Source organism: Marinobacter sp. C2H3, assembly GCF_037080155.1.
In the GTDB taxonomy this organism is placed as follows: Bacteria; Pseudomonadota; Gammaproteobacteria; order Pseudomonadales; family Oleiphilaceae; genus Marinobacter.
Map to the genome: position 1 here is coordinate 1 of NZ_JBBBNZ010000001.1, position 24,219 is coordinate 24,219.

Annotated in this window: 22 protein-coding genes and 1 pseudogene; 16 read left to right on the plus strand and 7 right to left on the minus strand. The window is 61.9% G+C overall.

Annotated features, from left to right (window positions below):
• Positions 1 to 802 precede the first annotated feature (802 nt).
• The 7 genes from V3388_RS00005 (at position 803) to V3388_RS00035 (ending at position 5,412) form a co-directional block, all read left to right on the plus strand.
• Complete coding sequence (locus tag V3388_RS00005; RefSeq protein ID WP_336365463.1) at positions 803 to 1,234, plus strand: DUF4262 domain-containing protein; 432 nt, start codon at positions 803 to 805, stop codon at positions 1,232 to 1,234.
• Between the two features lie 86 nt (positions 1,235 to 1,320).
• Positions 1,321 to 1,638 carry an antibiotic biosynthesis monooxygenase family protein gene (locus V3388_RS00010; protein ID WP_336365464.1) on the plus strand — a complete coding sequence of 106 codons (318 nt, stop codon included), beginning with the start codon at positions 1,321 to 1,323 and terminating at the stop codon, positions 1,636 to 1,638.
• Between the two features lie 145 nt (positions 1,639 to 1,783).
• The gene (locus V3388_RS00015) at positions 1,784 to 2,092 is read left to right on the plus strand and encodes a transposase (protein ID WP_336365465.1); all 309 of its coding nucleotides are present in this window, start codon (positions 1,784 to 1,786) and stop codon (positions 2,090 to 2,092) included.
• Complete coding sequence (locus V3388_RS00020) at positions 2,089 to 2,946, plus strand: IS3 family transposase (RefSeq protein ID WP_336365466.1); 858 nt, start codon at positions 2,089 to 2,091, stop codon at positions 2,944 to 2,946. Before V3388_RS00015 ends, V3388_RS00020 begins: the two co-directional genes overlap by 4 nt.
• A gap of 45 nt (positions 2,947 to 2,991) precedes the next feature.
• Entirely contained in the window at positions 2,992 to 3,747 is a 756-nt protein-coding gene (locus tag V3388_RS00025) for a hypothetical protein (RefSeq protein WP_336365467.1), read from the plus strand.
• Positions 3,748 to 3,850: 103 nt separating this feature from the next.
• Positions 3,851 to 4,600: a class I SAM-dependent methyltransferase gene (locus V3388_RS00030; protein ID WP_336365468.1), complete on the plus strand. Its 750-nt coding sequence runs from the start codon at positions 3,851 to 3,853 to the stop codon at positions 4,598 to 4,600.
• Positions 4,601 to 5,052: 452 nt separating this feature from the next.
• Positions 5,053 to 5,412, plus strand: a complete 360-nt coding sequence (locus tag V3388_RS00035; RefSeq protein WP_336365469.1) for a hypothetical protein — start codon at positions 5,053 to 5,055, stop codon at positions 5,410 to 5,412.
• A gap of 128 nt (positions 5,413 to 5,540) precedes the next feature.
• On the opposite strand, the pseudogene V3388_RS00040 reads toward V3388_RS00035, so the two are convergent.
• Positions 5,541 to 5,627: pseudogene (locus V3388_RS00040) on the minus strand (type II toxin-antitoxin system YoeB family toxin); the annotation flags it as partial.
• A 91-nt stretch (positions 5,628 to 5,718) separates the two neighbouring features.
• Positions 5,719 to 7,782 carry a dehydrogenase gene (locus V3388_RS00045; RefSeq protein ID WP_336365471.1) on the minus strand — a complete coding sequence of 688 codons (2,064 nt, stop codon included), beginning with the start codon at positions 7,780 to 7,782 and terminating at the stop codon, positions 5,719 to 5,721.
• Between the two features lie 307 nt (positions 7,783 to 8,089).
• Between V3388_RS00045 and lepB the strand changes: the two genes are divergently transcribed.
• Complete coding sequence (lepB, locus tag V3388_RS00050) at positions 8,090 to 8,920, plus strand: signal peptidase I (protein WP_336365472.1); 831 nt, start codon at positions 8,090 to 8,092, stop codon at positions 8,918 to 8,920.
• Positions 8,921 to 9,151: 231 nt separating this feature from the next.
• Positions 9,152 to 9,592, plus strand: coding sequence for a hemerythrin domain-containing protein (locus tag V3388_RS00055; RefSeq protein ID WP_336365473.1), 441 nt, complete (start codon positions 9,152 to 9,154; stop codon positions 9,590 to 9,592).
• Between the two features lie 80 nt (positions 9,593 to 9,672).
• Here the strand turns inward: V3388_RS00055 and V3388_RS00060 are convergent, their stop codons facing one another.
• From V3388_RS00060 to V3388_RS00070, 3 genes are all read right to left on the minus strand, one after another.
• The gene (locus V3388_RS00060; protein ID WP_336365474.1) at positions 9,673 to 10,884 is read right to left on the minus strand and encodes a DUF805 domain-containing protein; all 1,212 of its coding nucleotides are present in this window, start codon (positions 10,882 to 10,884) and stop codon (positions 9,673 to 9,675) included.
• A complete protein-coding gene (locus V3388_RS00065; protein WP_336365475.1) occupies positions 10,881 to 12,581 on the minus strand; it encodes an Hsp70 family protein in 1,701 nt (566 codons plus the stop codon). Before V3388_RS00065 ends, V3388_RS00060 begins: the two co-directional genes overlap by 4 nt.
• 169 nt (positions 12,582 to 12,750) lie before the next feature.
• Positions 12,751 to 13,950 (minus strand): MFS transporter, encoded by a 1,200-nt coding sequence (locus V3388_RS00070; RefSeq protein WP_336365476.1) that lies wholly within the window; start codon positions 13,948 to 13,950, stop codon positions 12,751 to 12,753.
• A 148-nt stretch (positions 13,951 to 14,098) separates the two neighbouring features.
• On the opposite strand from V3388_RS00070, the gene V3388_RS00075 reads away from it, so the two are divergent.
• A complete protein-coding gene (locus V3388_RS00075) occupies positions 14,099 to 15,703 on the plus strand; it encodes a sulfatase-like hydrolase/transferase (RefSeq protein ID WP_336365477.1) in 1,605 nt (534 codons plus the stop codon).
• A gap of 9 nt (positions 15,704 to 15,712) precedes the next feature.
• Here V3388_RS00075 and V3388_RS00080 read toward each other — a convergent pair whose 3' ends face one another.
• Entirely contained in the window at positions 15,713 to 16,903 is a 1,191-nt protein-coding gene (locus V3388_RS00080) for a CynX/NimT family MFS transporter (protein WP_336365478.1), read from the minus strand.
• A gap of 186 nt (positions 16,904 to 17,089) precedes the next feature.
• Here V3388_RS00080 and V3388_RS00085 point away from each other — a divergent pair, with 186 nt between their 5' ends.
• The 3 genes from V3388_RS00085 to V3388_RS00095 are packed head-to-tail and all read left to right on the plus strand — an operon-like array spanning position 17,090 to position 20,306.
• Complete coding sequence (locus tag V3388_RS00085) at positions 17,090 to 18,499, plus strand: ribonuclease J (protein ID WP_336365479.1); 1,410 nt, start codon at positions 17,090 to 17,092, stop codon at positions 18,497 to 18,499.
• A gap of 39 nt (positions 18,500 to 18,538) precedes the next feature.
• A complete protein-coding gene (locus V3388_RS00090; protein ID WP_336365480.1) occupies positions 18,539 to 19,513 on the plus strand; it encodes a zinc transporter ZntB in 975 nt (324 codons plus the stop codon).
• A gap of 37 nt (positions 19,514 to 19,550) precedes the next feature.
• Positions 19,551 to 20,306: a ZIP family metal transporter gene (locus V3388_RS00095; RefSeq protein WP_336365481.1), complete on the plus strand. Its 756-nt coding sequence runs from the start codon at positions 19,551 to 19,553 to the stop codon at positions 20,304 to 20,306.
• Between the two features lies 1 nt (position 20,307).
• Here the strand turns inward: V3388_RS00095 and V3388_RS00100 are convergent, their stop codons facing one another.
• The gene (locus V3388_RS00100; protein WP_336365482.1) at positions 20,308 to 22,497 is read right to left on the minus strand and encodes an OsmC domain/YcaO domain-containing protein; all 2,190 of its coding nucleotides are present in this window, start codon (positions 22,495 to 22,497) and stop codon (positions 20,308 to 20,310) included.
• 32 nt (positions 22,498 to 22,529) lie between these two features.
• On the opposite strand from V3388_RS00100, the gene V3388_RS00105 reads away from it, so the two are divergent.
• The 3 genes from V3388_RS00105 to V3388_RS00115 are packed head-to-tail and all read left to right on the plus strand — an operon-like array spanning position 22,530 to position 24,205.
• Positions 22,530 to 22,760 carry a hypothetical protein gene (locus tag V3388_RS00105; protein WP_336365483.1) on the plus strand — a complete coding sequence of 77 codons (231 nt, stop codon included), beginning with the start codon at positions 22,530 to 22,532 and terminating at the stop codon, positions 22,758 to 22,760.
• Positions 22,761 to 22,804: 44 nt separating this feature from the next.
• A complete protein-coding gene (locus V3388_RS00110) occupies positions 22,805 to 23,284 on the plus strand; it encodes a nuclear transport factor 2 family protein (protein WP_336365484.1) in 480 nt (159 codons plus the stop codon).
• Positions 23,285 to 23,308: 24 nt separating this feature from the next.
• Positions 23,309 to 24,205: a LysR family transcriptional regulator gene (locus V3388_RS00115; RefSeq protein ID WP_336365485.1), complete on the plus strand. Its 897-nt coding sequence runs from the start codon at positions 23,309 to 23,311 to the stop codon at positions 24,203 to 24,205.
• Positions 24,206 to 24,219: the final 14 nt, after the last annotated feature.

Genomic DNA, 24,219 nt, shown 5'->3' on the forward strand with positions numbered 1-24,219 from the left:
GCTGCATGAAGGCCCCCAGCGGCCACTGGGGGTGGGCCTCAATTTACCCAAACACGGCAGAAATTATCCATACAAGTCGCGTCACTCGGACGGCCTTGTCAGGCCGCCGGTGCGCTCAGCGTTAACTTCACTGTGAACATTGCAGAACTTCACAAGATCCTTCACTCGAAGCTCTGGCCTTACGCTGGGGACGGTGAAAATTACAGGCACAGGCTTTCCGCAGATATGGATGTCACAATCACAAAATCTGGTCCATCCAAATGGGTAGTGAAAGTCCACGAAAGAGGTCAAGTAAACGAAGAGCGAAGCTTCTCGTCAGAGTCAGCCGCATGTGAAGAGGCATTGAAAATTGCAAGATCACAGTGAGAGCCGCAAAGCTAACAAGGCCAGGCACAGCGACGGCTTTTCCATTGCGGCTTCGCCTACATTCCAAAGCCGCGCGTGCTGGCGGCGTTAAAAGCCTTGCTCCGGTGTTCTTAGGTTTGGTGTTTGCCCTCTGCTCCGCCGGTTGCCGGCAGGCAGAAAACAGCCGTCAGTTGTTCAGCGGTGAAGATCGGTAATTCGGTTTTCTGGTTGCAGGGCAATCCGGCGTATCCATCGGGCAGTTTCCGCCCATTCAGTGTCCTGGTTCCTGGCGCCATGGGTCTTGCTGGTCCACAGTATCGGGAGTTGGCATTCGGGTTGGGTGCCGAAATGAATTACCGGGTAACCGGCATTTAACCAGTCGCATCAGGACGCGGCCTACGGCCGCTGGACGCCCATGACTGGGCGCCCCTGTGCTCAGCGTTATACGAGGAGATAGATGGGAACGATAGCTGAAGATATTGAGGCTCACGGGTGGCATTGTCTCTATGTTTTTGACCCGGAGGGAAAGCATTCTGATTTCGCCTACTCTATCGGCTTTGAGGAAAGCTATCGCCATCCTGAGATAATGATTTTTGGCCTAGGCAGAGACGTGTCTCACTCAATCCTCGCCGACATAGCGATGGATATTCAAAATGGCACAGTGTTTGAGCCCGGGACGAGAGTTCCAGATGTCATTGGCGGCGACTTCGACGTTTGCTTTCAATCGGTAAGGCCAGAAGCATTCGATGAGTATCTTGGAACTGCCGCGAATTACTATCAAAGACCGTTTCGAGCTCTGGTTATGTTCTGGCCAGACCAATTCAATGTTCTTCCTCAGGAAGACGGCTGGCAAGAAAATGATCAAGTTGAGGCTACGAAAATCGTATAACCAGGCCATGCACCGGATACCAAAACCTCTGCTTCGCGCCGGTTTTGTCACCGGTGATGGCGGGCGTTAAATGCCTAGAGGGATCTATGTCAGAGATAGCCAAAACTCCTGAGCCGCCGTATTACGCGGTCATTTTCAGTAGCCATCGCACCGAGGGTGACAACGGTTACGGGGAAATGGCAGACAGGATGGTCGAGTTGGCGGCATCCCAACCAGGTTTCTTGGGTATAGAGTCTGTGCGGGAGAATTTGGGTATCACGGTCTCTTACTGGGAAAGCCTGGAATCCATCACTAATTGGAAAAAGAACGCAGAGCATCGAGAAGCTCAGCGACTTGGCCATCAGAAATGGTACTCCAGCTTTCGGGTTCGTGTGGCAAGGGTGGAGCGTGAGTACGGCATTTAACCAAGCCAGGCACGGCGACGCCTACTACATTGCGGCTTCGCCTCCATTCCGTAGCCGCGCATGCTGGCGGCGTTAAGTGTCCGAGTTACCCACGAACAGTAGACACCTTCTATAGTTAGGGTGGCCCCTAGCACGGAGGTGCTCCATGAGCCGCAAGAAGACCCAAGCCTATACCGAAGAGTTCCGTCGGGAAGCCGTTCGCAGATCCGATCAACCTGGCAATACAGCAGCGTCGGTTGCCCGAGAGCTGGGTATTCATCCGGGCCAGATCTACAACTGGCGGCGTCAGTTCACTCGTTTATCCGACAAGCAGTTTAACAGCGTTGATGGCGTCGATTACTCCAAGGCCGAGAGCGAAGCCATACGCAAACTCCGGCGCGAGAACGACACTCTGAAAAAGGAAAATGAATTTCTAAAAAAGGTGTCTGCGTACTTCGCGAAGTCCCAAGAGTGAAGTACGCGCTGATTGCGCAATTCTGTCGGTGTTACACAGTGCGCCTGATGTGCCGGGTGATGGGCGTGTCAGCCAGCGGCTATTATCGCTGGAAACAGCGGCCGATCAGTCTCCGGGAGCAACGCCGGGCAGAGACGGAAGCAGCCATTATGGAGACCTACGAGAGTTTCAAGGCGCGTTATGGTGCCCCACGCATTGCCAGGGAGTTAACCGCCAGTGGCACACCCTGTTCGGTCAACTACGTTGCCGGGATCATGCGGGCAAAGGACATACGTGCCCGGAACGGCAAGGCGTTCAAGTACAGCGGCTCCTCAGAGGCAATGACCAACGTCGCAGACAACCTGTTGTGGCGTCAGTTTGCCGCTGAACGACCGAACCAGAAGTGGACGACAGACATCACCTATATCTGGGTGAGAGACCGCTGGCTGTATCTGGCCACCGTGATGGACCTGCACTCTCGCTACATCGTCGGGTGGTCACTGGACGTGAGTATGACCGAGACGCTGATCACCGATGCCCTGAGCATGGCCTATGGTCGCCGAGAGGTGAGCCCAGGGCTGATTGTGCATTCGGACCGCGGTGTGCAGTATCGCTCAACCGGTTATCAGGATTACCTGCGCTCAAAGGATTGTGTGCCCAGCATGAGTCGAAAAGGTAACTGCTGGGACAACGCGCCGATGGAATCGTTTTTCAGCCGACTGAAGGTGGAACTGGTCTACGCCGAGTGCTTCGATTCGATCACTGCGGCCAAATCCGCTATCTTCGAGTACATCGAAGTGTTTTATAACCGAAAGAGAAGGCACTCCGCTTTGGGCTATCTCAGCCCGGTGGAATATGAGCGCAGATGCACGTAACCGGGTGTCTATTTTTCGTGGGTAGGACCAAAATCAAGGCGAGAAATGAAAAATAGCCGAGCAATATTAGGTAAGTGTCGAATTATATTTTTTGACCTTGAATTCTACGTTCCGAAAAATAGCCGATCTAAAACAGGGCTCTGCTACAACCCATGGGACAAGAGTTGCAAAATATTGGGTGGCTCTTTTTTACTGGCAAACCCCGAGAAGGACTTCGGCATAACAGAGTCAGAGGTATACAAAAAAACAAAGTCTCTATGGCTTTGGGAGCACCGCTCCGAGAAAGAACTGTTGCAAAGAATACACAATATCCTCAAAGGCGCACATGAAATCGTGTGGAATGCCCATAATGGCGCAATCTCGCCAGTTCTTTGCGGCATCGGAATAACATCATCAGATATACCAATACTATTTGAGCTCTTTAAAAGATTTGGCATCCTAACTAATTCGGAAGCATTTACCTTTCAAAACAGCTTTAGAGTTATAGATCTATCCCAATTGTCAATTGCAACATTCAAAAACCAAAATAGCTTTCTTTATCCAAAAACTAAAAGCCATATTCTAAACAAATACATATCCGGCCTTAAATTTGCTTCCGGGAAAAGCGTATGGGAGCTTTACGAGTCTAAAGACTTTAAAAAAATTAAAGAAAGAGTTCTAAGCGAGGTCTACGCAACCCACCGTTGCTATGAATTGATCAAGTCAAATTTAGATAAATTCAAAACTCTAGAGCTAAGCCAAAAGAAACGTGAGAAGATTTTAAGAAAAATTCAAGCGGAAAATAGTGCTATTGATTGCTAACAATGCGCTCAACGCCTTTCGCCTCGCTCACTGGGCTTGCCAAAGCTATGGTTTTGGTCGCTTGTAAGCTTAATTGTTAGGTGTCATCTACATGGGATTAGAAATGAATATTGAAGATAGAGAATTTCTAGAAATAGTATCTAGCTCAACGTCTCGGTTCGAGCTGTGGCGGAAAGTACTAAACGCTACCAAGGTGAAAACATTGGTAGAAGTAGGCATATGGAAAGGGGATTTCGCCAAGGAAATTCTTGAGCAGTGTAAAAACATAGAAAAATATTACATGATTGATCCTTGGGCCACGCTGCCAGACTGGAATAAGCCATTTAATGTCGACACTAAAACTTTTGACGATGTTTATATGGAAGCCATGAGAAAAATAGATTTTGCGTCTGATAAAGTATTTGTGCTTAGAGGTAGGACCAAAGAAGTTATTGAAAAAATCCCTGATGAATCTCTCGATTTTGCATACATCGACGGTGACCATACTTTGAGGGGCATAACCATTGATTTAATTAAGTTATTCCCAAAAATAAAAAATGGCGGCTTTATCGCGGGTGACGACTTCGCCCCCAGCCCATGGCAGCACGATATTCGTTTTGAACCTACGCTTGTTTGCCCATTCAGCATCTATTTCGCGGAGGCGATGGATCTCCCCATTGTCGCTTTACCATTTAATCAATTTTTAATCCAGAAAAGTTCAAAGTCCTCATTTTGTTTTAAGGACATAACTGGGCAATACGATGATATATCTTTAAATAAGCTACCCCCACATTACAAATGGTCAGGAGTCAAAACAAGATTAAGTAAAGCCCTAAATACAATCGGCCTGATGAAAAAAGGTACCACCTCATAAAAGTCTCTAGCAGACGCGCCAAAGGCGCGCACAGCTGAGACTCAGCGTTGGGCACCAGGCATGGACACTGATCAGACAGCTCGAATAGCTCTTGAGGAACTGCGAAGGAGGGCCGCAGCTAGTGACGATGGTTTAAGGTACGCTGAGCGAGATCGGGCGATCCAAAATATGGATCTCTTGCTCAGTAACCCGCCAACTGATGGCGTAATGCGCCTGTCGTTGCCGACTGCCAACCTTCAAGAATTGGCGTTGGAGAATGGCTGGGGTGATGAGTATAACGAGCTGGCCTGTAAACTAGAGTCAGTGTTGGGTACTTCTTGGGGTGTAGGACTCTAGTCTCTAAATAAAGCATGAAAAATCAATCACATACGTTCCGGCCTTAGGGTCTTCCACCGGCCCCCTTTTCCGCTGCGCTCCAAGGCGGCCGCTTATCTTCGACGTTAGGCATATCCATGGATAGGTTCGCATTAAAGAAGAGTCGTTGGTACGCCGCTGAAATAATTGGCGAGGAGTTTGGCGCGGAAATCAGATCTTATTCCCCGATTCGGGTGGATGAAATCACGCCGAGAGGCAACCGCAGGTTCGAGGTGCAGTTTTATCATGCAAATTACCCTGAAGGCGTTCGCAATAAAGTTTACGAGCTTCAGACTCTTGAGCGTAGCAAGAATTTTGTTTTGGCGCGGTCGTCTCCTCATCAACCGACGCGTTGGCTACTCATTTATGCAATCACGGCCGAATGGCTCAACAAGCACTTTGGCGTTGCCAAGGACGAGGTGCTAGATGTCGAAACGTGGCTTGAGAGAAATGCCTAATCATTTGTTCCAGTTCGTTATGGGCTTAACGCGCCTCCACGGACGCCATAGTCGGGCACCGTTGTAAATCATCAGTGATATTGGAGCTAGGCAATAAGCACAGCGTCATCCGTAACTTTGTAAGCTACTCAGTGTTCTTCGTTGATTCGGCGAGACCAGTACCCGGCGAGGCTCTGTTTGAGGGGCTCTGGTTTGCCAACACCTTCGGACGGTTCTTCAAAGGATTTAATAATCGGCTGCACGGCAACCTATTTCCCACCGCTTCGCCGCTCCAGACCGGTGCGTGGGCCAGGCCTTGGCTAACCGTCAAACGGTCCGATGTTCCGGGATGCCTGTCGGAGCCGAAAGCCTCCGAACCCGCTCAAAATCCTCCTCCGTAAACACCCCGTTCACCCCGGAAATGGCCGCCAGTCTCATGCCGTGTTTCAGGCCCAATTTGTAGATGTCCCGAACCTTCTCCCACTCGATGTGGCGGCCGAGGGTGTAGTTCTCGAAGCGGCCTTCCAGCGCGAGCACGATGGTTTCGGCCAGGCAGGCGTAGGCGATGCCGGGCGGCAGGCCGATGTCCTTCATTTGGACCTGCCCGGGCAGTTCGATCTCGCCGGACTCGATGACGAGCACATCCGGGCGTTTGGCGACGTCTTCGGCGGGAATGTCCAGGGGCCGGGCCACGTCCGTGATCACGCACCCCGGTTTGACTTTCATGATGTCCAGAATGCGCTTGCCGGCGCCGGAGGTGGCGGTGACGACCATGTCCATGTCGGCGATGTCCCGGTCCGCCGAGGCGGCCAGATGCACCCGGGCGCCCGGGGTTTCCCGTTCGATGGTTTCCTTGAGCGTCAGCAGCTTGGCGGGCTCGGGCGAGGCGAGGTACAGGTTCTCTACGGCTTTCGCCAGTAACCGGGCACACACCGAACCAATGGCGCCGGTTGCGCCGACAACCATGGCGTTGCCGGCAAGCCGGCCGCTGTCACCGATACGCACCCGGCCGATACGCCTGGCGGCTTCGTGCGCGGCCCAGAGGGCGCCAGACGCGCTGTAGCTGTTGCCGGTGGTGATGGGTAAGGGCGCGCGTCGGGCGACGGTCACGCCGGCATCGCCCACCACTTTGGTGAACGCACCCAGCCCCATGATCTGCGCGCCCAGCGTCCTGGCCAGTCGGGCCGCGGCGAGCAGGCGTTCGTAGGTGAACTCCGGACGATGGGCCATGATTTCATGGGGCGTGCCGCCGACGGTAATCAGCCAGCCCTCGGCTTCGTCGCCGGTGGGCGAGCGGATGCCGGCGACTTTGGAGTAGACGAAGGGTGGGGTGTAGGCCACGGCTTTTTCCACCAGGTTCATGATTGGCCTGGGGGAAATCTCCGCAATCCAGTCCAACGGATGCGTCTTGGCGAGGTATTCCTGGGACAGGGGGTGAATCACAAAGGCGAACCGGTTGATCCGGCGATAGCCGTCCGGGTAGAGAATCCGGGGCTCGATGCCGGTGGCGTAGATGGCCAGAAGGTAGTCGTCGGCGCTCAATTGTTCCGGGCTTCGGGATCGTGTCGCGCAGATCAGCGCCTCGAGAACGTTCACGCCGACGGGGCGGCCGGCCAGCCACGGGCTGTCGTCCACCACCATGGCGACTTTGCGGGCTTTCAGCCAGGCCAGTGTGTCCCCGGTGACCCGGGAGGTCAGGACGGTCTTGCCGTCCAGGTCGAACTCCTTGAGGGCCTGCAACAGGTTCGGGGTGGCCACGATAACGTGAGATTCAGCGACGGCATGCCGTATAGCGCCGTCGGTCCATGGTTTGCCAAGGGTTCCCAGTAGGCTCTGCGAGAGTGTGTGGCGAATCCACTGAGTGGCGGGGCGTTCAAGCAGTTTGCCGGCAAACCGGGAATAGGTGTCCATCTGCCCGGGTGATGTGAGCAGCCGGGGGAGGCGGAAATCCAGCCAGGGGTTGGCGAAGGTCAGGTTGTCGGTGTATTCACTGAGCGCGCGGGCGATCGGTCCGCTGCTGCGGCCGTCCAGGATCAGTACCCGGGCGTTATCGAAGAAATGCCCCAGGGCGGTCTGCACGTGTCGGACCGCCCATTCCTGCAGCAGGCCGCGCAGGGCTTCTCCGGTGCCAATGCAGGCTTCCGGCGCCCGCTGTTTCAGGTAGGCGATGTTGGCGCTTCGGGTAGCAGGAAGGGTGCTGTTGGCGGTGTCCGGAATGCTCAGGCCGATGGCGTCCGCCTGGGCGCGCACGGTGTCCAGCAGTTGGCCGGCTTTTTCCAGGTCTCCGTCGGCGCCAAGGCAAATCACCTTGACGGCTTCACCGAGAAAGTCGGCTTCGAAGGAGTAATCCTCCCCGGACGATCCGAGACTGATGCTGGCGATGGTTTTCACGATAGTGCTCCGCCTATCGCAATTGGCTGACGGAGGCGAGCCGATAACCGCAGGGAGCGTTCATCTCCAAATGGCGTCGTCCTCTATGCGCCATGGAACCACCAAACGCCTGGTGGCGCGTTAATCTGGATCAAGTCGGCGACGACTTGTGGAACAACCTGGTGACGCTGAGAGGTGATTCGGGACAGGGGTCGTCGGCATACGTACAATGGGCTCGCCACCCTTCCAACCGGCGATTGGACCGCCATCATCTGGGCCGTGGGTGATGATTGCCGGCCCGGCATAGACTGTTGAAAAGGAAGAACTCATGGATGACTTCTGGAAGCCCAAGGCCTGGATTGCCGTTGTGTTGGGCGTGCTGCTCCAGCCGTTCACGTTCCTGTACGTGAATCGTTTGATGCTGTTCTGGATCTATTTTGCCGCGGTTGTGGTGACGGCGTTCATTGACTGGTCACTCGGCAGTTTTTGGGGACTGGCTTTCAGTGTGATTTGCCCTGTCCACGCGTATTTTTCGATCAGGCATTACGACCCATCGGCGCCACGACGCTGGTATTCCCGATGGTGGGGAATACCGGCCATCTATGGCGTTATCTTCTGTGCAATATTCCCGATCAGGGCCTTCCTGTACGAGCCCTTCACCATTCCTGCCAGCTCGATGGCCCCCACACTGAAGCCCGGTGACCGGATCATTGTCAGCAAGATGGGATACGGCCATTACGGGACGTTCGGCATAGAACTGACCGATGACGAATCCCGGGGCGGTCCACGCCTTGAGCGAGGAGGGGTGTACGCGTTCTATCCACCCCATAAATCCACGCCTTATGTGAAGCGACTGGTGGGGCTGCCTGGTGACCGGCTTAGGGTTGTCGACGGGCGTATCTCGATCAATGGCCAGGCGGTACGTGAGGAACTGGCCTATCACAACCGTCTGGGTAACGTTTTCCGGGAATCACTGGGCGATGAGTCCTATTTCGTCCAAAGGCTGGATTTCGGTGGTTCGCTGCCTCCGGTCCAGGTGGTTGTGCCGCCGGGGCGCTACTTCTTTCTGGGAGACAGCCGGGACAATTCGGCGGACAGCCGGATCTGGGGCTTTGTGCCAGCTGCGGACATCCTCGGTGAAGTGGTCTACGTGTTCTAGTATCGGATGTCTGTTCTCGTACATTGCAATGGTGCCTACGGCGCACATCTTCTCATCCTGCAAAGCCGTTTGGGATGCGCGGTTGGAGGAAGCGCCAACCAGGATTGGCTATTGAACCAACGGCGCACGGGCACCGTAGAAAATAAGCATCAGAAAGATACGATTTGTGCGGCGGCCAATGGTGATCAACCCGTGGCGCCGCGAAATTCAGCGTGACAAAGGCACTCCGAGATGACGATTTTTGAGGAACTTCGGGCCGACCATGACCGGCAGCGGGCGCTGGTTGATCAACTGCTGGCAACCAGCGGCGCGTCTGATGAGCGTGATCGCCTGTTTCTGAACCTGAAGAAGGCGCTTGAAGACCACGCGCTGGCGGAAGAGCGGTATTTCTACGTGCCGCTGATGCAGTTTGACGCCACGCAGGAAAAGGCCCGGCACAGTGTGGCCGAGCATCACGAGCTTGATGAGCTGATGGACGCGGTGTCCGACACCCGGCAGGATTCGTCCGCGTGGCTCGCGCACGCGAAAAACCTTGCCCACAAGCTACGGCATCATCTGGAGGAAGAAGAGCGAGAAGTGTTCCCCAGCGCCGGTAAGGTGCTGGGAGAGCACGAGAAAACGTCGCTGGGGTCGGATTACCGGAGCGAGATGGAGAAACGAACAGCGCCCTGACGCCGCAAAAGCCCGAGGCGTAACGCGTGCCAGCCGGACGCGCCATCGTGGCGCTCCGGTGCAGGGCTGTTATGCCGGTATCAGGGTGCTATCAGCCTGGATAGCGTGAAACCCACAACGATGTAGCCCCCCAGGCCCCAGAGTAATCGGGGCGAGAGCTTCCTGAAAAAGGCGCGGAACCATCGGCCGATGCTGTAGCGCTTCTGGTGGCCGCGAATGTCCCAGTACGCCGCATCCAGCGGGTCGGTGAATGTGTTCCTGGGGTCTTCGTACCGGCTGTGTTCTTTGGGCGAGCCCAGAATGAAAAACAGCAGCGCGCCGGGGAAGATGCAGCTGATGATCAGCATCGCGGTGGGCGTCACGCCCGCGTCGACACTGCGCTTCGTGGTAAAGGCGAAGAAGGAAACGATCGCCAGCAACATGGCGATGATGAAGATTGACGAATGGTAGCGGTTTCCGTGAAAGGCGTTCATGACGCCCTGAACGATGCCCAGGGTCGCCACCGTTCCGGACACAAGCACCAGAAAGGCAAACAACCATTCCAGGCGGGAGATACGGCCTTTGGACCTGGCCATCAGGCGGCCCAGCCACTTCCATCCCAGGCGATTGCTGCGCTCGATCTCGCTGGTATGGGCGGCGTCCAGCAGCAGGTAGAGGTTATCCATGGGCAGGCGAGGCACGTCCCGGAAGCCGGAACTCCAGCCGAAAACGCCATCCAGGGTGAGGAGAACCTGCCGGTCCACCGGGCAGGATTTCGGAGGCGCTGCCGAGACCATCCGCCAGATTACGGTAAGAACGTGGTCACCAATGGCATCCCGCACGTTCATGAATTCAAGGAGCGGATGATTCAGGAGCGCTTCGGCCGATTTGAACGCTGACGCGCTCCCAGCGGTTTGCTCGACGCAGGCGGCGAGTTCCTCGGCCAGCCGACGGACCTCCCTGCCATCCACCGGCTTGCGCTCCGCCGATACCGGTTGGGGCCGTGAGATTGGCTGCGGTTCCAGCTCAGGCTTGGGCTCGGCGGGACCGGGCTCAGCCGCAACGGGCTCCGCCGAAGGTCTGGGTGAGGATGAGGCAGGGGACGGCGCCACCGGCGAGGTTGTCGGGAAGCCTTCGTCGCGCGGCCGGGGGGCGGCGGCCCGCGACATCGCCATTTCGTAAGCCTGGCGCAGGGCCATGAACTCGTCCGGTTTTTCCTCGGGGTGACAGTCCTTTACGAGCCGGGCGTAGGCGGTTTTGATGGTTCGCTTATCGCTGTTCGGCGGGATGCCAAGATACTGCCAGGCGTTCACCACATCCCCCAGTGCCGACGGATGGCATCCAGTTGCTGTTCAACCTCGGTGCGCGCCACCTCTACCCGTTGTGTATCCTGGGAGTCCATGGCGTTTTCCAGCTGGACGATCAGGTCGCCGATGAACTGCCGCTGTTCACCGAGCGCCTCGGAGAACATCCGCTCCGCCTCCATCATGACCGCGATGTTGGCGCTGTCTTCCCTGGGGTGAAACTTGAGGGCGTCCAGACGGGCCAGGGCGGACGCAATCTCGCTGTCGGAAAGCTCGGTGGCGGTGTTCTGGATGATCAGCCGGTCCTTGACGCCGGTACTGGGAACGCTGGCCTGCACTTCGAGTATGCCGTTGATGTCATAGGTGAAACGGACATCGACCGCCTCTTCGGAAGCGGGCTTTGGCGGCACGGGAATGGTCATCTCGCCAATCTTGATGTTGTTTTTGACCAGCCGCTGCTCGCCCTGATAGATGTTCAGCTCAACCCGACGCTGGTTGTCGGTCACGGTGTAGAAACGATCGACCCGGCTGGCGGGAATCACCGTATTGCGTGGAATGAGCACGGAGAAAAAGCCGGATCGTGTGCCTTGCTCGAGGGTTTGGGCGGATTCGACGCCCAGGCTGAACGGGCAGACGTCCGTCAGCACGGTATCCCGAAGCGCCTGGTTGCGTTGTTTCAGGGCGGCTTGGATACCGGCCCCCATGGCCACCACCAGGTCGGGGTCCAGGTTGGCGGAGGGAATGCGGCCGAACATGCGCCCGATGGCGTTCTTCACCATCGGCATGCGGGAGGCCCCGCCCACGATGATGACGTCGTCAAATCCGTCGCGACTCAGCCCGGAATCCCGTACCGCTCGCTCCAGTGGGGCGCGAAGACGATCAAGCAACCCGGCACAATAGCCCAGGAAGTCGTCCCGGGTGACCGTCGTCTCCAGGACCTTGCCGCCAATGGAGGCGCTCACGTCAACCTGGGTGTCCTCGCACAGGGCCTGTTTCGCCTGATCGCAGACGCGGTACACGTGCGCCCGCTCTTCCCGGCTCAATTTCTGTGTGCCGAGCTGCCATTTGGCGAGCACCCCCGCAACCAGGGCCCGGGTGAAATCCTCGCCACCGAGGAAGCTGTCGCCGCTGGTGGCGTGTACTTCCAGCAGGTCGTCGAATTTCTCGAGAATGGAGACGTCCAGGGTGCCCCCGCCGAGGTCGACGACGATAAAGGTGCTCTCGTCCTTTTCCTCGCGCAATCCATAGGCCAGCGCGGCCGCCGTGGGTTCATTGATCAGCCGCTCGACGTTGAGGCCGGCCAGATGCGCGGCGGTCAGGGTGGCCTTACGCTGGTTGTTATTGAAGTAAGCCGGAACGCTGATGATGGCCTCGTCGACGGGTTCACCGAGGTAGGCTTCGGCGTCGGCTTTCAGCTGCTTGAGGACGAGTGCAGATAGTTCTTCCGCGGAATAGCTGGCGCCGTTCAGGGCCAGCCGCTCTGAGGTGCCCATCAAGCGCTTGAACTGGGAGGCCGTGGACTGGGGGTGGGTGACCAGGCGATCCTTGGCGGGCCGGCCAAGGAGCACGTTGCCGCTTTGATCCACGCTGACCACGGACGGGGTCAGCAGCTCGCCGAGGGCGTTCGGAATAATGACCGGTCCGTCGTCCCTCCAGATACTCGCCAGGCTGTTGGTGGTGCCCAAATCAATTCCGATGACTGCCATTGGTCTTCCTTGATGTTTACGGTCATAACGCCATCTCCCTGGCCCGGGCCCGGCAGACGCTCGGTGTAGTAAACCACGATTCGGCGGGCGGTGATGGGGCCCACGTCAAATCTCGTGGCCGGCCACGCGACGCAAAAGCGTCAGATCCGCGCGGTCTAACCGAGGCGGCTTAGGCCGTTTTTATCCGCCCCCGCCGAACCAACAGCACCAGCGCCAGCGCCGCCAGCGCCCCCATCACCACCGCAAAGCTGATCCCGCTTGCTTTGAGGCCGATGACCGTCGACATCACCCCGAGGCCAATCACCGGCACTGAAATGGCGATGTAGGCCACGATGAAGAACGCGGAGGTGACGGCCGCTTTCTCCGTCGCCGGGCTCGCCGCAGCGATGGCGCCCATGCCGGCGCGGAACGCAATACCCTGGCCCATGCCGGCAATGACGGCGCCGGCCAGGAACAGGGCCAGGGACTGGATGTTTATGCCCAGGGCGATGGGAACCACGCCGACCATCAGCGTCACGCAGCCCAGGGGCAGGCGCAGGCGAAGCGGCAGGCTGCCCTGCAGGAACTGGCCCAGGGTGGAGGCGATGAAGATGCTGCCGGCCACCAGGCCGATCAACAGCCGGTTCTCATAGCCCATCACTTTGCCCATCATCGCGGGGGCGATGGAGGTGAAAAAGCCGCAGATGGCGAAGCCGGCAAACCCGGCAATGGCGGCCGGGATGAACACGCCACGGACCTCGGGGGGCACGCTCAGGCGCTGGATCGACAGCGTCGGACGAGCCGGTTTCGACACCGTCTCCGGCGCCGCCCAGATGCAGCCCACGGCCAGCAACGCCATCGCGATATGAACCAGGTAGGTCAGGTGCAGCGGCGAGGGCAGGTACTGGGAAAGGGCACCCGCCAGCATGGGCCCGAGCCCCAGCCCGCCCATGTTCGCCGCCGTGGCAAAGAACGTCGCCCGCTCCCGCCAGTGGGGCGGGGCGAGTTCCAGAACCGCCACGGTGGCCGTGCCGGTGAAGATGCCGGCGGACAGCCCGGAAAGCACCCGTCCGACCAGAATCATCGCCAGCCCGTTGGCCTGCCAGAACACCAGGTCACTGACGATGGAGCAGGCCAGACCAGCGAACAGCAGGGGCCGCCGCCCCAGCTGATCCGACCAGCGGCCGGTCAGCACCAGGGCCGCAATCACGCCACCGGCGTAGGCCGCAAAGATGATGGTGATCATCAGCTCGGAGAACCCGAATTTGCCCTGATACATGGGGTACAGCGGGGTCGGCATGGTGGTGCCGATCATGGTGACGCTGAAGGTGAAGGCGGCACCCAGGAAAATGAGCAACGGTAACCAGGGATTCGTTTTGGAAGCGGCCATGGATGCGTTCCGTTGGAGTTGATCGGAAGGTGGCTAACGGTATCAGATACGTTGGGCGGAATCTAAGCGCTCTGCTCTGAACCGATCCACGAAGCGTATTGCATTCCAAACCCGGACGTTCGGTCCACGGTCCACCACATGAGGGTGTATGAAACGGTTTCTGGCCTCGGCCCTGCTGCTCAATCTCCTGCTGATTGCGCTCTCGCTTCCGGCGTACCCCCAGGTGCCACTGGTCGCCGCCGAGGCGATTCTGCTGATTGGCGTGTGCCTGTGGCTGCCCCCCGGGCGGCCGGGCGTCGTCGTGCGGCTGGCTCTCGGGCTGGTGTATGTTCTGCTGGCGCTTTTCAGTGCAGCGGACGCGCTGATCCGCGAGAGTCTGGCGCGCCCTCTAAATCTGTACCTGGACGCCGGGCTGGCCGGCGCGGTGGTCAACCAGTTCACGGCGAACCTGGGCCCGGTGCTCTCGGTACTGGTCGCAGTGGTGCTGATTGCAATGTTGCTGGCGGTGGCCGGGCTCCTGGCCTGGCTGCTCAAGGGGCTGGCCCACGCGCCCCGGAACCCCCGATGGCTGGCGCCGTTACTGGTGCTGCTGGCGATCGTCCTCACGCTGCTGCCGCCTGGGCGGCAACCGCCCGGCGTGGCCTCCACCGCCTGGGCGTTTGGCGAGCGCCAGGTGCACCTGGCGGAGGGCAGCGCGGCCGCGACCCGGGCATTCGCCGAGCAGCTGGCCCGGCGCGACCGTAACGGCCAGGACCAGCCCGTGCCGCTGGTGGGCCTGGGCAACGCGGACGTGGTGCTTGGGTTTATCGAATCCTATGGCATGACCAACCTGCTGGATGACCGCTACCGGCCGCTGATTGAGCCCCGCCTGAACCAGATGCAACAGGCGCTGGACGAGGCCGGCCTGCAGGTGGTCTCCGGCCGCTTGCGGGCGCCGGTGCAGGGCGGGCAGTCCTGGCTCGCCCACGCCACGCTGTTGAGCGGTCTGTGGGTAAACAGCCAGCTGGATTTTGACACCCTGCTGGCCACCGGCCGCACCACGCTGATTGATGACTTCAAGGCCACCGGCCACCACACCGTGGCGGTGATGCCCGCCATTACCGGCCCGTGGCCAGAGGGAGACCGGCTGGGCTACGACGAGATCCACGACGCGGCCCACATGGACTACCAGGGGCCGGCCCTCAACTGGGTGACCATGCCGGACCAATACACCTGGACCTGGTTCGATCGCACGGTCCGGCAGCCCTCACAGGCCCCGGTATTCGCGGAACTGGCGCTGATCAGCAGCCACGCCCCCTGGGTGCCCATCCTGCCGGTTCTGGATGACTGGTCGGAGATTGGCGACGGCCGGGTGTTCGAGCCCTGGCGCAACAGCGGCGAGGCCCCGGTCAGCCTCTGGAAGGATTACGATCGGGTGCGGGATCACTACGTCCGGAGCATCGACTACGCGCTGAATGTGGTGACCGGCTACGCCACCCGCCATGTGGATGGCCAAACGCTGCTGATCATTCTCGGTGACCATCAGCCGGCGCCGCTGGTGACCGGCGACAACGCCACCCGAGACGTGCCGGTGCACATCATCAGCGGCGATCCCGATTTGCTGGCGCCGTTTGTGGGGGGCGGTGCCGATGGCCAGCCCGGGCTGCCGTCGTTCCGCGCCGGCACGTTTCCCGAGCTCAGCACCGAGGGGGTGCCCATGGACCGGTTCCGTGGGTTCCTGCAACAGGCGTTCGGGGCAACGCAAGGGCGCTGAGCGCTGGGACTAGCCCGCCTCACCCACGAAGCGCTGGCGCCCGGCCGCGAGGCCAAACCCGAGGGCCGCCAGCGCGATCACGACCATGAACACCCCGGCCGCCTGCCAGTCGCCAAAGGCGCCGTGCAGCACGCCCAGCATCAGCGGGCCGCCGGCGGCCAGGGTGTAGCCCACGCCCTGGGCCATGCCGGACAGGCGGGCGGCGGTCTCGTGGTCCCGGGCCCGGACGGCCAGCAGGGTAAGGGCGAGGCTGAAGGTGGCGCCCTGGCCCAGGCCGAGCACCACGGCCCAGACCCAGACACCGCCGATGGGGGCAAACACGCAGCCCGTCAGGCCAGCGCCGGTGAACAGCACCGCCAGGGCAATCATGGCGCGCTGGTCCCGCATGTGGCTGCTGATCCAGGGCGCGGCGATAGCGGCGCCGATCTGCAGCAGGATGGACACGGACAGCGCCAGGCCGGCGTCCACCGCCGACAGGCCCCGGTCCTGCAGGATGGTGGGCAGCCAGCCGAACACGGAGTAGGCGAGGGACGACTGCAGGCCCATGTACAGGGTGACCTGCCAGGCCAGCGGGTCTCGGAACAGCGACCGCTCGGGCCGGTTGACCGGCTTTGGCACGTGCTTGCCGTCGAGCTGCCACCACCACAGGGCCACGGCCACCCAGGCGGGCAGGGTCCAGAACGCCAGCGCCAGCTGCCAGCGGCCATCGAACATCAGACGCAGGGGTTCGGTGGCGCCAGCGGCGGCCGATGCCCCCAGGCAGAGCGCCCCGGTATAGCAACCGGTGAGCAGGCTGGCGTGGCGGGCAAAATCCCGTTTGACGACGCCGGGCAGCAGCACCCCCATTACGCCGATACAGCCCCCGGCCACCAGCGTGCCCGCAAACAGGCCGACGGTGCCGGTGTAGGGCCGCAGCAGCAAGACAGCGCCCAGCAGGGCCGTGGCGGCGAGTACCGTCCGGTCCACCCCCAGCCGCCGGGCCAGGATGGGCGCCAGGGGCGCGCACAGCCCGAGGAACAGTACCGGCAGGGTGGTCAGCACGCCCTGGCCGAAGGACCCCAGGCCCAGCCCCTCGCCGATGCGGTTCAGTACCGGCGATACGCTGGTCAGGGCCGGGCGCAGGTTGAGCGCCACCAGCAGGATGCCGGCGAGAGCGAGGGCGGCCGAGGGTACGCGGGTGGTGTCGGAGATCTGGGTCATGGTGTCACGCAGGAACGGGGGTTGTCGGATCGCGAACGGTCAGTTACGAAGCTAACGACCATACAGATTGCGCGGTCGGCGCGGAAGAGGATGGGTTGTTGTGGGTGACCTTTTATCAGACCATGTCGTACATCCTTGAAATCGAGCGATCCGCCGGCACAGGCCGGCGCAGCATTCAGGAACACCATGACCCCGGACCACAACGATCTCTGGTTCCTGCCCCTGGGCGGCACCGGCGAAATCGGCATGAACATGAACCTCTACGGCCACGACGGCCAGTGGCTGATGGTGGATTGCGGCGTCACGTTCCCCCGGCCCGGCCGGGTGGTAGCGGACGGCACCGTGCACCGGCGCGGGGAACCGCCCGTGCAGATGGCGGACCCGGCGTTCATCGCCGACCGCCGGGAGCAGTTGGCCGGGCTGATCATTACCCACGCCCATGAAGACCACGTGGGCGCGGTGCCCTACCTGTGGCCGCTGCTCAAGTGCCCGGTGTACACCAGCCGCTTCACCGCCGAGATCCTGCGCCGCAAGCTCGCCGAGTTTGGTTTGCTGGGGCAGGTGCCTATTCACGTGGTGGACGTGCATGAGCGCCGGACCATCGGGCCGTTTGAGGTGGAATGGCTGGCCCTGACTCACTCCATCCCCGACCCCAACGCCCTGATGATCCGAACCACCGCCGGTAACATTTTCCACAGCGGCGACTGGAAACTGGACGACGCGCCCCTGGTGGGCCACGGCTACACCCCGGACACCTTCCGGGCGCTGGCGGAGGAAGGCGTGGCGGCCATGGTGTGCGATTCCACCAACGCCACCGTGCCCGGCCACTCCACCTCCGAGGCGGTGCTGGAGAAGGGCCTGCTGGCAGCTACCGAGGGCGCCCCGGGACGGGTGATCGTTGCCTGCTTTGGCAGTAACATCGCTCGCCTGCACACCCTCGCCAGCGTGGCCCGCGCCACCGGCCGGTACATGGGGCTGCTGGGCCGCTCCCTGATCAACATGAGCCAGGCCGCCCGGGCGGCGGACCTGTGGAACGCGGACGACCACCTGATCAACCCCTCGCACCTGGGCTACCTGCCCCGGCACGAAGTGCTGGCCGTGGCCACCGGCAGCCAGGGCGAGCCGCGCACGGCGCTGCGCCGCCTGGCTGCCGGCACCCATCCGGACGTGGAGCTGGAGGCGGGCGATCGGGTGATCTTCAGCGCCCGCGCCATTCCCGGCAATGAGGACGCCATCGAGGCGCTGATCGCCAACCTCCAGGCCCAGGGCGTGGAGGTGATCACCGCCGAGGCCGCCGACCTGCCCATTCACGCCTCCGGGCACCCGGCCCAGGACGAGCTGCGGGCCATGTACCAGTGGGTCCGGCCCCAAGTGGCCATTCCGGTGCACGGCGAGGCGGAACACATGGACACCCACGCCCGGCTGGCCCGGGACTGCGGCGTGCCCCGCGCCTTGCTTGGCCGCAATGGCGACCTGTTCATGGTGCGCCCGGTGCCCGGCATGCGCCGCCAGGCGGCGCCGGTGGGCCGGATTGGCTACGAGCGGGGTGAGCTGGTGCCGGTGGCCAGTGGCCCGGCGCTGATCGAGACGGACTGACCTGCTGAGACGGCAGAACCTGCAACAAGGAAGCCCACGATGAGTGAGAACCGCGGACTGATCTTTGCCTACGAACTGGACGGCCACGGCGGCGGCCGCGCCCTGGACATGGACGGCGTACGGGCCTGGCGCCCGGGCGCCGGCCCGCTCTGGGTACACCTGGATTACACCGGTGAGGACGCCGTCGACTGGCTGGACAACCACAGCGGGCTGGACCCGCTGATGGTGCAGGCGCTGACCGCCGTGGAAACCCGTCCCCGGAGCCTGGTGCATCGGGACGGCCTGCTCGGCATCCTGCGGGGGGTCAACCTGAACCCGGGGGCGGACCCGGAGGACATGGTGTCCATCCGCTTCTGGCTGGACGCCGACCGCATCATCACCCTGCGCCACCGACGCATCATGGCCATCGACGATCTGCGCCAGGCGGTGGCGGCGGGCGAGGGCCCGGCCAGGCCGGGTGAGTTCCTCTCGGAGCTGGCGGACCGCCTGGTCGGGCGGGTGGCCACGGTGATTTCGGAACTCGACGACACCACCGATGAATTGGAAAGCGAGGTAGTGGCGGATCAGACCACCGCGCTGCGCCAGAACATTGCCGACGTTCGCCGGGTGGCCATCGCCCTGCGCCGGTACCTGGCGCCCCAGCGGGACGTCATGGCCCGGCTGCACACGGAAAAGGTCGACTGGCTGGATGAGACCGAACGCCTGCGACTGCGGGAAGTGGCAGACCGCACCACCCGCTTTGTGGAAGACCTGGACGCCATCCGCGAGCGGGCCTCGGTGACTCAGGAAGAACTGAACGGCCGCATTGCCGAGCGCATGAACCGCACCATGTACATTCTCTCCATCGTCGCCGGCATCTTCCTGCCCCTGGGCCTGCTCACCGGCCTGCTGGGCATCAACGTGGGCGGCATCCCCGGCACCGACAACCCCTGGGCGTTCAGTATCTTCTGCGTGCTGCTGGTGGCGCTGGCGGCGGTGCAGGTCTGGGTGTTCCGGCGCAAGCATTGGATGTGAGCGCCACCATGAGCGGGCCAACCGGGAGTCGTGCCACATGACCATGCCGTTGCTGGCCGGCCTCTGGGGCCTGATTGCCGGCGCCGCCCTGGTGCTGGGTTCGCTGATCGCCTATTTCTTCCGGATTCCGCGCCGGGTGACGGCGGCGGTGATGGCGTTCGGCAGCGGGGTGCTGATTTCCGCGCTGGCGTTCGAGCTGATGGACGAGGCGTTCCAGCGCGGCGGCATGGCGGCCACGGCGGTGGGCTTTCTGTCCGGTGCCGCGGTCTACACCGCCGCCAACCTGGTACTGGCCCGCCTTGGGGCCCGGCACCGCAAGCGCTCCGGGGAGCAGCAGCCGTCCGAGCAGGAGGACGCCGGCAGCGGCCTGGCCATTGCCCTGGGCGCGCTGCTCGACGGCATCCCCGAATCCATCGTGATCGGCCTGAGCATGGTGGAGGGCAGCGCCGTCAGCCTGGTGACGGTGATCGCCATTTTCCTGTCGAACATTCCGGAGGGGCTGTCCAGCACCGCCGGCATGAAGCAGTCCGGCCGGCCCGCCGGCTACATCTTCGGGGTGTGGGGTGGCATTGCGCTGCTGTCCGGCGTGGCGGCGGTGCTGGGCTACACGGTGTTCCGGGATTTCTCGCCGGAGGTGATCGCCGCCACCACGGCGGTGGCGGCCGGGGCCATCCTGGCCATGCTGGCGGACACCATGATCCCGGAAGCCTTCGAGGAAACCCGGGACCTGGCCGGGCTGATCACCGTGGCCGGGTTCCTGGTGTCGTTCCTGCTCAGTAAATCCCTGGGCTGAGTCAGCCGGCCCGGTGAGCGGCGGCCCGGGCCGCGTGCAGCTTCTGGTAGCTCTCGATCAGCCGCTGGTGTTTCTCCAGGCCCTCCAGGGCCGGGCTGGTGGGCGTGAGGCCGTGGAACCGCACGCTGCCGTCCACCGAGCCGACCACGTCCGCGATCCGCGCCTCGCCGAACATCCGCCGGAAATTGGCCAGGTAGTCGTCCAGCACCAGGTCCTCGTCCAGGGTGACTTCCAGCACCGCCTGCATGGCCTGGTAGAACAGGCGGCGGTCCACGGTGTTGTCGTTGAACTGCAGGAACATCTCCACCCGCTCCAGGGCCTCTTCGTGCTCCCCCAGGGCCAGGCAGATCAGCAGGCCCAGTTCCAGAATGGTGAGCTGGCCCCAGACGGTGTTCTCGTCGAATTCGATGCCGGTCAGGGTGATGATGGTCATGTACGGGTCCAGCTCGGCCTCGTCCAGCCGGGCCAGCAGGTCCGCCAGCGCGTCGTCGTCCAGCCGGTGCAGGTTGAGGATGTCCTCCCGGAAGGCCAGGGCCATGTTGGTGTTGTCCTCGATCAAATCCTCCACCGGGTAGATCTCGGAGTAGCCGGGCACCAGGATGCGGCAGGCCGGCGCGCCCAGATCGTCGTACACCGCCTGGTACACCTCGTGGCCCAGCTCGTGCAGGATGCCCAGCAGGGTGTCCGCCTCCTGCTCGTTGCTGCCGGAGAAATCCCAGTCGCAGAACGGGTGGTCCGCCCGGGCGCTGAAAAAGCGCCAGGACACCACGCCGCTGGAATCGATGAAGTGTTCCACGAAGTTGTTCGGCTCGGTCACCGCCAGCGAGTTGAAGGTGGGCGCCGGCAGATCGTTCAGGCCCTCAAAGCTGCGGCCCTGCAGCAGCTCGGTCAGGCTGCGCTCCAGCGCCACATGGAAGCTCGGGTGGGCGCCGAAGGAGGCGAACACGCCGCCGGTCTTCGGGTTCATCAGGGTCACGCACATCACCGGGAAGCGCCCGCCCAGGGAGGCGTCCTTCACCAGCACCGGGAAGCCCTGTTCTTCCAGCGCCTTGATGCCCTCCACGATGTGCGGGTAGCGGGCCAGCACCTCGTCCGGCACGTCCGGCAGGGCCAGTTCCTGCTCCAGGATCTCCCGCTTCACCGCCCGCTCGAAAATCTCCGAGAGGCACTGCACCCGGGCCTCGGCCAGGGTGTTGCCGGCGCTCATGCCGTTGCTCAGGTACAGGTTTTCAATCAGGTTGGAGGGAAAGTACACCGTCTCGCCGTCGGACTGGCGCACGAAGGGCAGGGCGCAGATGCCCCGCTCCGGGGTGCCGGAGTTGGTGTCGTACAGGTGGCTGCCGAGCAGGTCGCCGTCCGGGTTGTAGATGGCCAGGCAGTGCGCGTCCAGCAAGCCGTCGGGCAGTTCGCCCTCCGGCCCGGGCTGGAACCAGCGCTCGTTGGGGTAGTGCACGAACTCGCTGGCGGCGATCTCCGGGCCGAAGTACTGGTCGTTGTAGAAGAAGTTGCAGTTCAGGCGCTCGATGAATTCCCCCAGGGCCGAGGCCAGCGCCGCTTCCTTGGTGGCGCCCTTGCCGTTGGTGAAGCACATGGGGGAGGCGGCGTCGCGGATGTGCAGGGACCACACGTGGGGCACGATGTTGCGCCAGGAGGCGATCTCGATCTTCATGCCCAGGTTGGCCAGCAGCCCGCTCAGGTGGGCGATGGTCTGCTCCAGGGGCTTGTCCTTGCCTTCGATGTAGGTGGCCGCGCCCTCGGCCGGCGGCGTCATCAGCAGGGCCTGGGCGTCTTCGTCCAGGTTGTCCACCACCTCGATCTGGAACTCGGGGCCGGTCTGAACCACCTTCTTGACGGTGCAGCGGTCGATGGAGCGCAGGATGCCCTGGCGGTCCTTGTCGGACAGGTCCTCGGGCAGCTCCACCTGGATGCGGAAAATCTGCTTGTAGCGGTTCTCCGGATCGACAATATTGTTCTGGGACAAGCGGATGTTGTCCGTGGGGATGTCTCTCGCGTTACAGTACACCTTCACAAAGTAGGCCGCGCACATGGCGGAGGACGCCAGGAAATAGTCGAACGGGCCGGGCGCCGAGCCGTCCCCCTTGTAGCGTACAGGCTGGTCGGAGATGACGGTGAAATCGTCGAACCGGGCCTCGAGCCGAAGGTTGTCGAGATAGTTGACCTTGATTTCCATGAGCGCGTTACCGGATAGCGGAGAGTGAACCTATGAGCGGGATTCGGGGGATCGACGAGGTGATCCCCGACGTGCGGGATGGTCTCACAAAAACCGAACGGACGATACTTTACGTCCTGGACCAGACCCGCCGGGAGCTGGGCGGCCGGGACGTGCCCACGGTGATGCTGTACGGGCGTGTGCTGGAGCACGTGAACCTGTCCGAGCAGGAGCTGCACGTCTATCTGGACCGGCTCGGCGTAAGAGGCAATGGCCGGGGCTGAGCCCCGCCACCAAACGACCCTGATGTGATGACGGAGACACCGCCATGAGCGAACAAGAACAACCCCGCCCGCCGTTTCCCCCGTTTGACGCCGAGTCCGCCGCCCGCAAGGTGCGCATGGCGGAGGACGCCTGGAACACCCGGGACCCTGAAAAAGTAGCCCTCGCTTACACCCCGGACAGCGTCTGGCGCAACCGCGCCGAGTTCCCGCAGGGCCGGGCGCAGATCACCGAATTCCTGCGCCGCAAGTGGGCCCGGGAGCTGGAGTACCGGCTGATCAAGGAAGTGTGGGCGTTCCACGAGAACCGCATCGCCGTGCGCTTTGCCTACGAATGGCACGACGATTCCGGGCAGTGGTTCCGCTCCTACGGCAACGAGAACTGGGAGTTCACCGACACCGGTTTCATGAAGCGGCGCTTCGCCAGCATCAACGACCTGCCCATCGACGAATCCGAGCGCAAGTTCCATTGGCCTCAGGGCCGCCGGCCGGACGATCATCCTGGCCTGTCGGACCTCGGCCTTTGAAGCCTTCCGCCGGACCGCGCTGATATGGATATCCGCCAACTGCAATACCTGGTGGCCCTGGACGAGGTTCGCCACTTTGGCGAAGCCGCCAGCCGGTGCCACGTCAGCCAGCCGGCGCTGTCCATGCGCCTGCGCCAGCTCGAGGAAGAGCTGGGGCTGACCCTGGTGAACCGGGGCCACCGGTTCGGCGGCTTTACCGAGGAAGGCGAGCGCATCCTGGCCTGGGCCCGGGCGGTGCTGGCGGCCCACGACGGCCTCTACGCGGAAGCCTCCGTGTGCCGGGGCCAGCTGGTGGGCACGTTGCGGGTGGGCATGGTGCCGCTGGCGGGTTTCGAGCCGATCCCCCTGCTGCGGCAGTTCGCCGCCCGCCACAGCGACGTGCGCTACGAGCTTAAATCCCTGAGCAGCGAGGAAATCCTGGCGGGCCTGGACACCAACCGGCTGGATCTCGGGTTCGCCTACGTGGATACCCGCCACGAGCACAAGTACGAGCTGCTGGAAGTGGCGGACACGGAAATGGGCCTGCTGTTCAACCGCGGCCGGTGGGCGCTGAACGGGCCGTCCCTGGCCTGGGAAGACCTGGAAAACCTGCCCCTGGGCATCCTCAGCAAGGGCATGCATTTCCGGCAATCGGTGGACCACGCCCTGCGCACCGCCGGGGTGACCCTGACCCCGCTGGTCGAAACCGACTCGGTGGAATTCCTGATCCAGTCGGTCAGCGCCGGCCTGTGCTGCGCGGTCATGCCCATCGGCGGCGGCCTGGATCAGCGGGACGAGGCCCTGCAACTGCTGCCCATCGCCAACAGCCATACCCTGGCGCCCCTGTGCCTGGCCATGCGCCGGGACGCCCCCGCCTCCGCACTGGCCCAGGCGCTGTGCGAGTTTGTGAAAGATCGGCTGGCGTTAGCGATCGATCACTAACGATCAGTAGTGCT

Bases quoted from the DNA above. Each gene is read 5' to 3' on its own strand.
- V3388_RS00005 (WP_336365463.1), top strand. From the start codon at position 803: ATGGGAACGATAGCTGAAGATATTGAGGCTCACGGGTGGCATTGTCTC.
- V3388_RS00010 (WP_336365464.1), top strand. From the start codon at position 1,321: ATGTCAGAGATAGCCAAAACTCCTGAGCCGCCGTATTACGCGGTCATT.
- V3388_RS00015 (WP_336365465.1), top strand. From the start codon at position 1,784: ATGAGCCGCAAGAAGACCCAAGCCTATACCGAAGAGTTCCGTCGGGAA.
- V3388_RS00025 (WP_336365467.1), top strand. From the start codon at position 2,992: ATGAAAAATAGCCGAGCAATATTAGGTAAGTGTCGAATTATATTTTTT.
- V3388_RS00030 (WP_336365468.1), top strand. From the start codon at position 3,851: ATGAATATTGAAGATAGAGAATTTCTAGAAATAGTATCTAGCTCAACG.
- V3388_RS00035 (WP_336365469.1), top strand. From the start codon at position 5,053: ATGGATAGGTTCGCATTAAAGAAGAGTCGTTGGTACGCCGCTGAAATA.
- lepB (WP_336365472.1), top strand. From the start codon at position 8,090: ATGGATGACTTCTGGAAGCCCAAGGCCTGGATTGCCGTTGTGTTGGGC.
- V3388_RS00055 (WP_336365473.1), top strand. From the start codon at position 9,152: ATGACGATTTTTGAGGAACTTCGGGCCGACCATGACCGGCAGCGGGCG.
- V3388_RS00065 (WP_336365475.1), bottom strand. From the start codon at position 12,581: ATGGCAGTCATCGGAATTGATTTGGGCACCACCAACAGCCTGGCGAGT.
- V3388_RS00070 (WP_336365476.1), bottom strand. From the start codon at position 13,950: ATGGCCGCTTCCAAAACGAATCCCTGGTTACCGTTGCTCATTTTCCTG.
- V3388_RS00075 (WP_336365477.1), top strand. From the start codon at position 14,099: ATGAAACGGTTTCTGGCCTCGGCCCTGCTGCTCAATCTCCTGCTGATT.
- V3388_RS00080 (WP_336365478.1), bottom strand. From the start codon at position 16,903: ATGACCCAGATCTCCGACACCACCCGCGTACCCTCGGCCGCCCTCGCT.
- V3388_RS00085 (WP_336365479.1), top strand. From the start codon at position 17,090: ATGACCCCGGACCACAACGATCTCTGGTTCCTGCCCCTGGGCGGCACC.
- V3388_RS00090 (WP_336365480.1), top strand. From the start codon at position 18,539: ATGAGTGAGAACCGCGGACTGATCTTTGCCTACGAACTGGACGGCCAC.
- V3388_RS00095 (WP_336365481.1), top strand. From the start codon at position 19,551: ATGACCATGCCGTTGCTGGCCGGCCTCTGGGGCCTGATTGCCGGCGCC.
- V3388_RS00100 (WP_336365482.1), bottom strand. From the start codon at position 22,497: ATGGAAATCAAGGTCAACTATCTCGACAACCTTCGGCTCGAGGCCCGG.
- V3388_RS00105 (WP_336365483.1), top strand. From the start codon at position 22,530: ATGAGCGGGATTCGGGGGATCGACGAGGTGATCCCCGACGTGCGGGAT.
- V3388_RS00110 (WP_336365484.1), top strand. From the start codon at position 22,805: ATGAGCGAACAAGAACAACCCCGCCCGCCGTTTCCCCCGTTTGACGCC.
- V3388_RS00115 (WP_336365485.1), top strand. From the start codon at position 23,309: ATGGATATCCGCCAACTGCAATACCTGGTGGCCCTGGACGAGGTTCGC.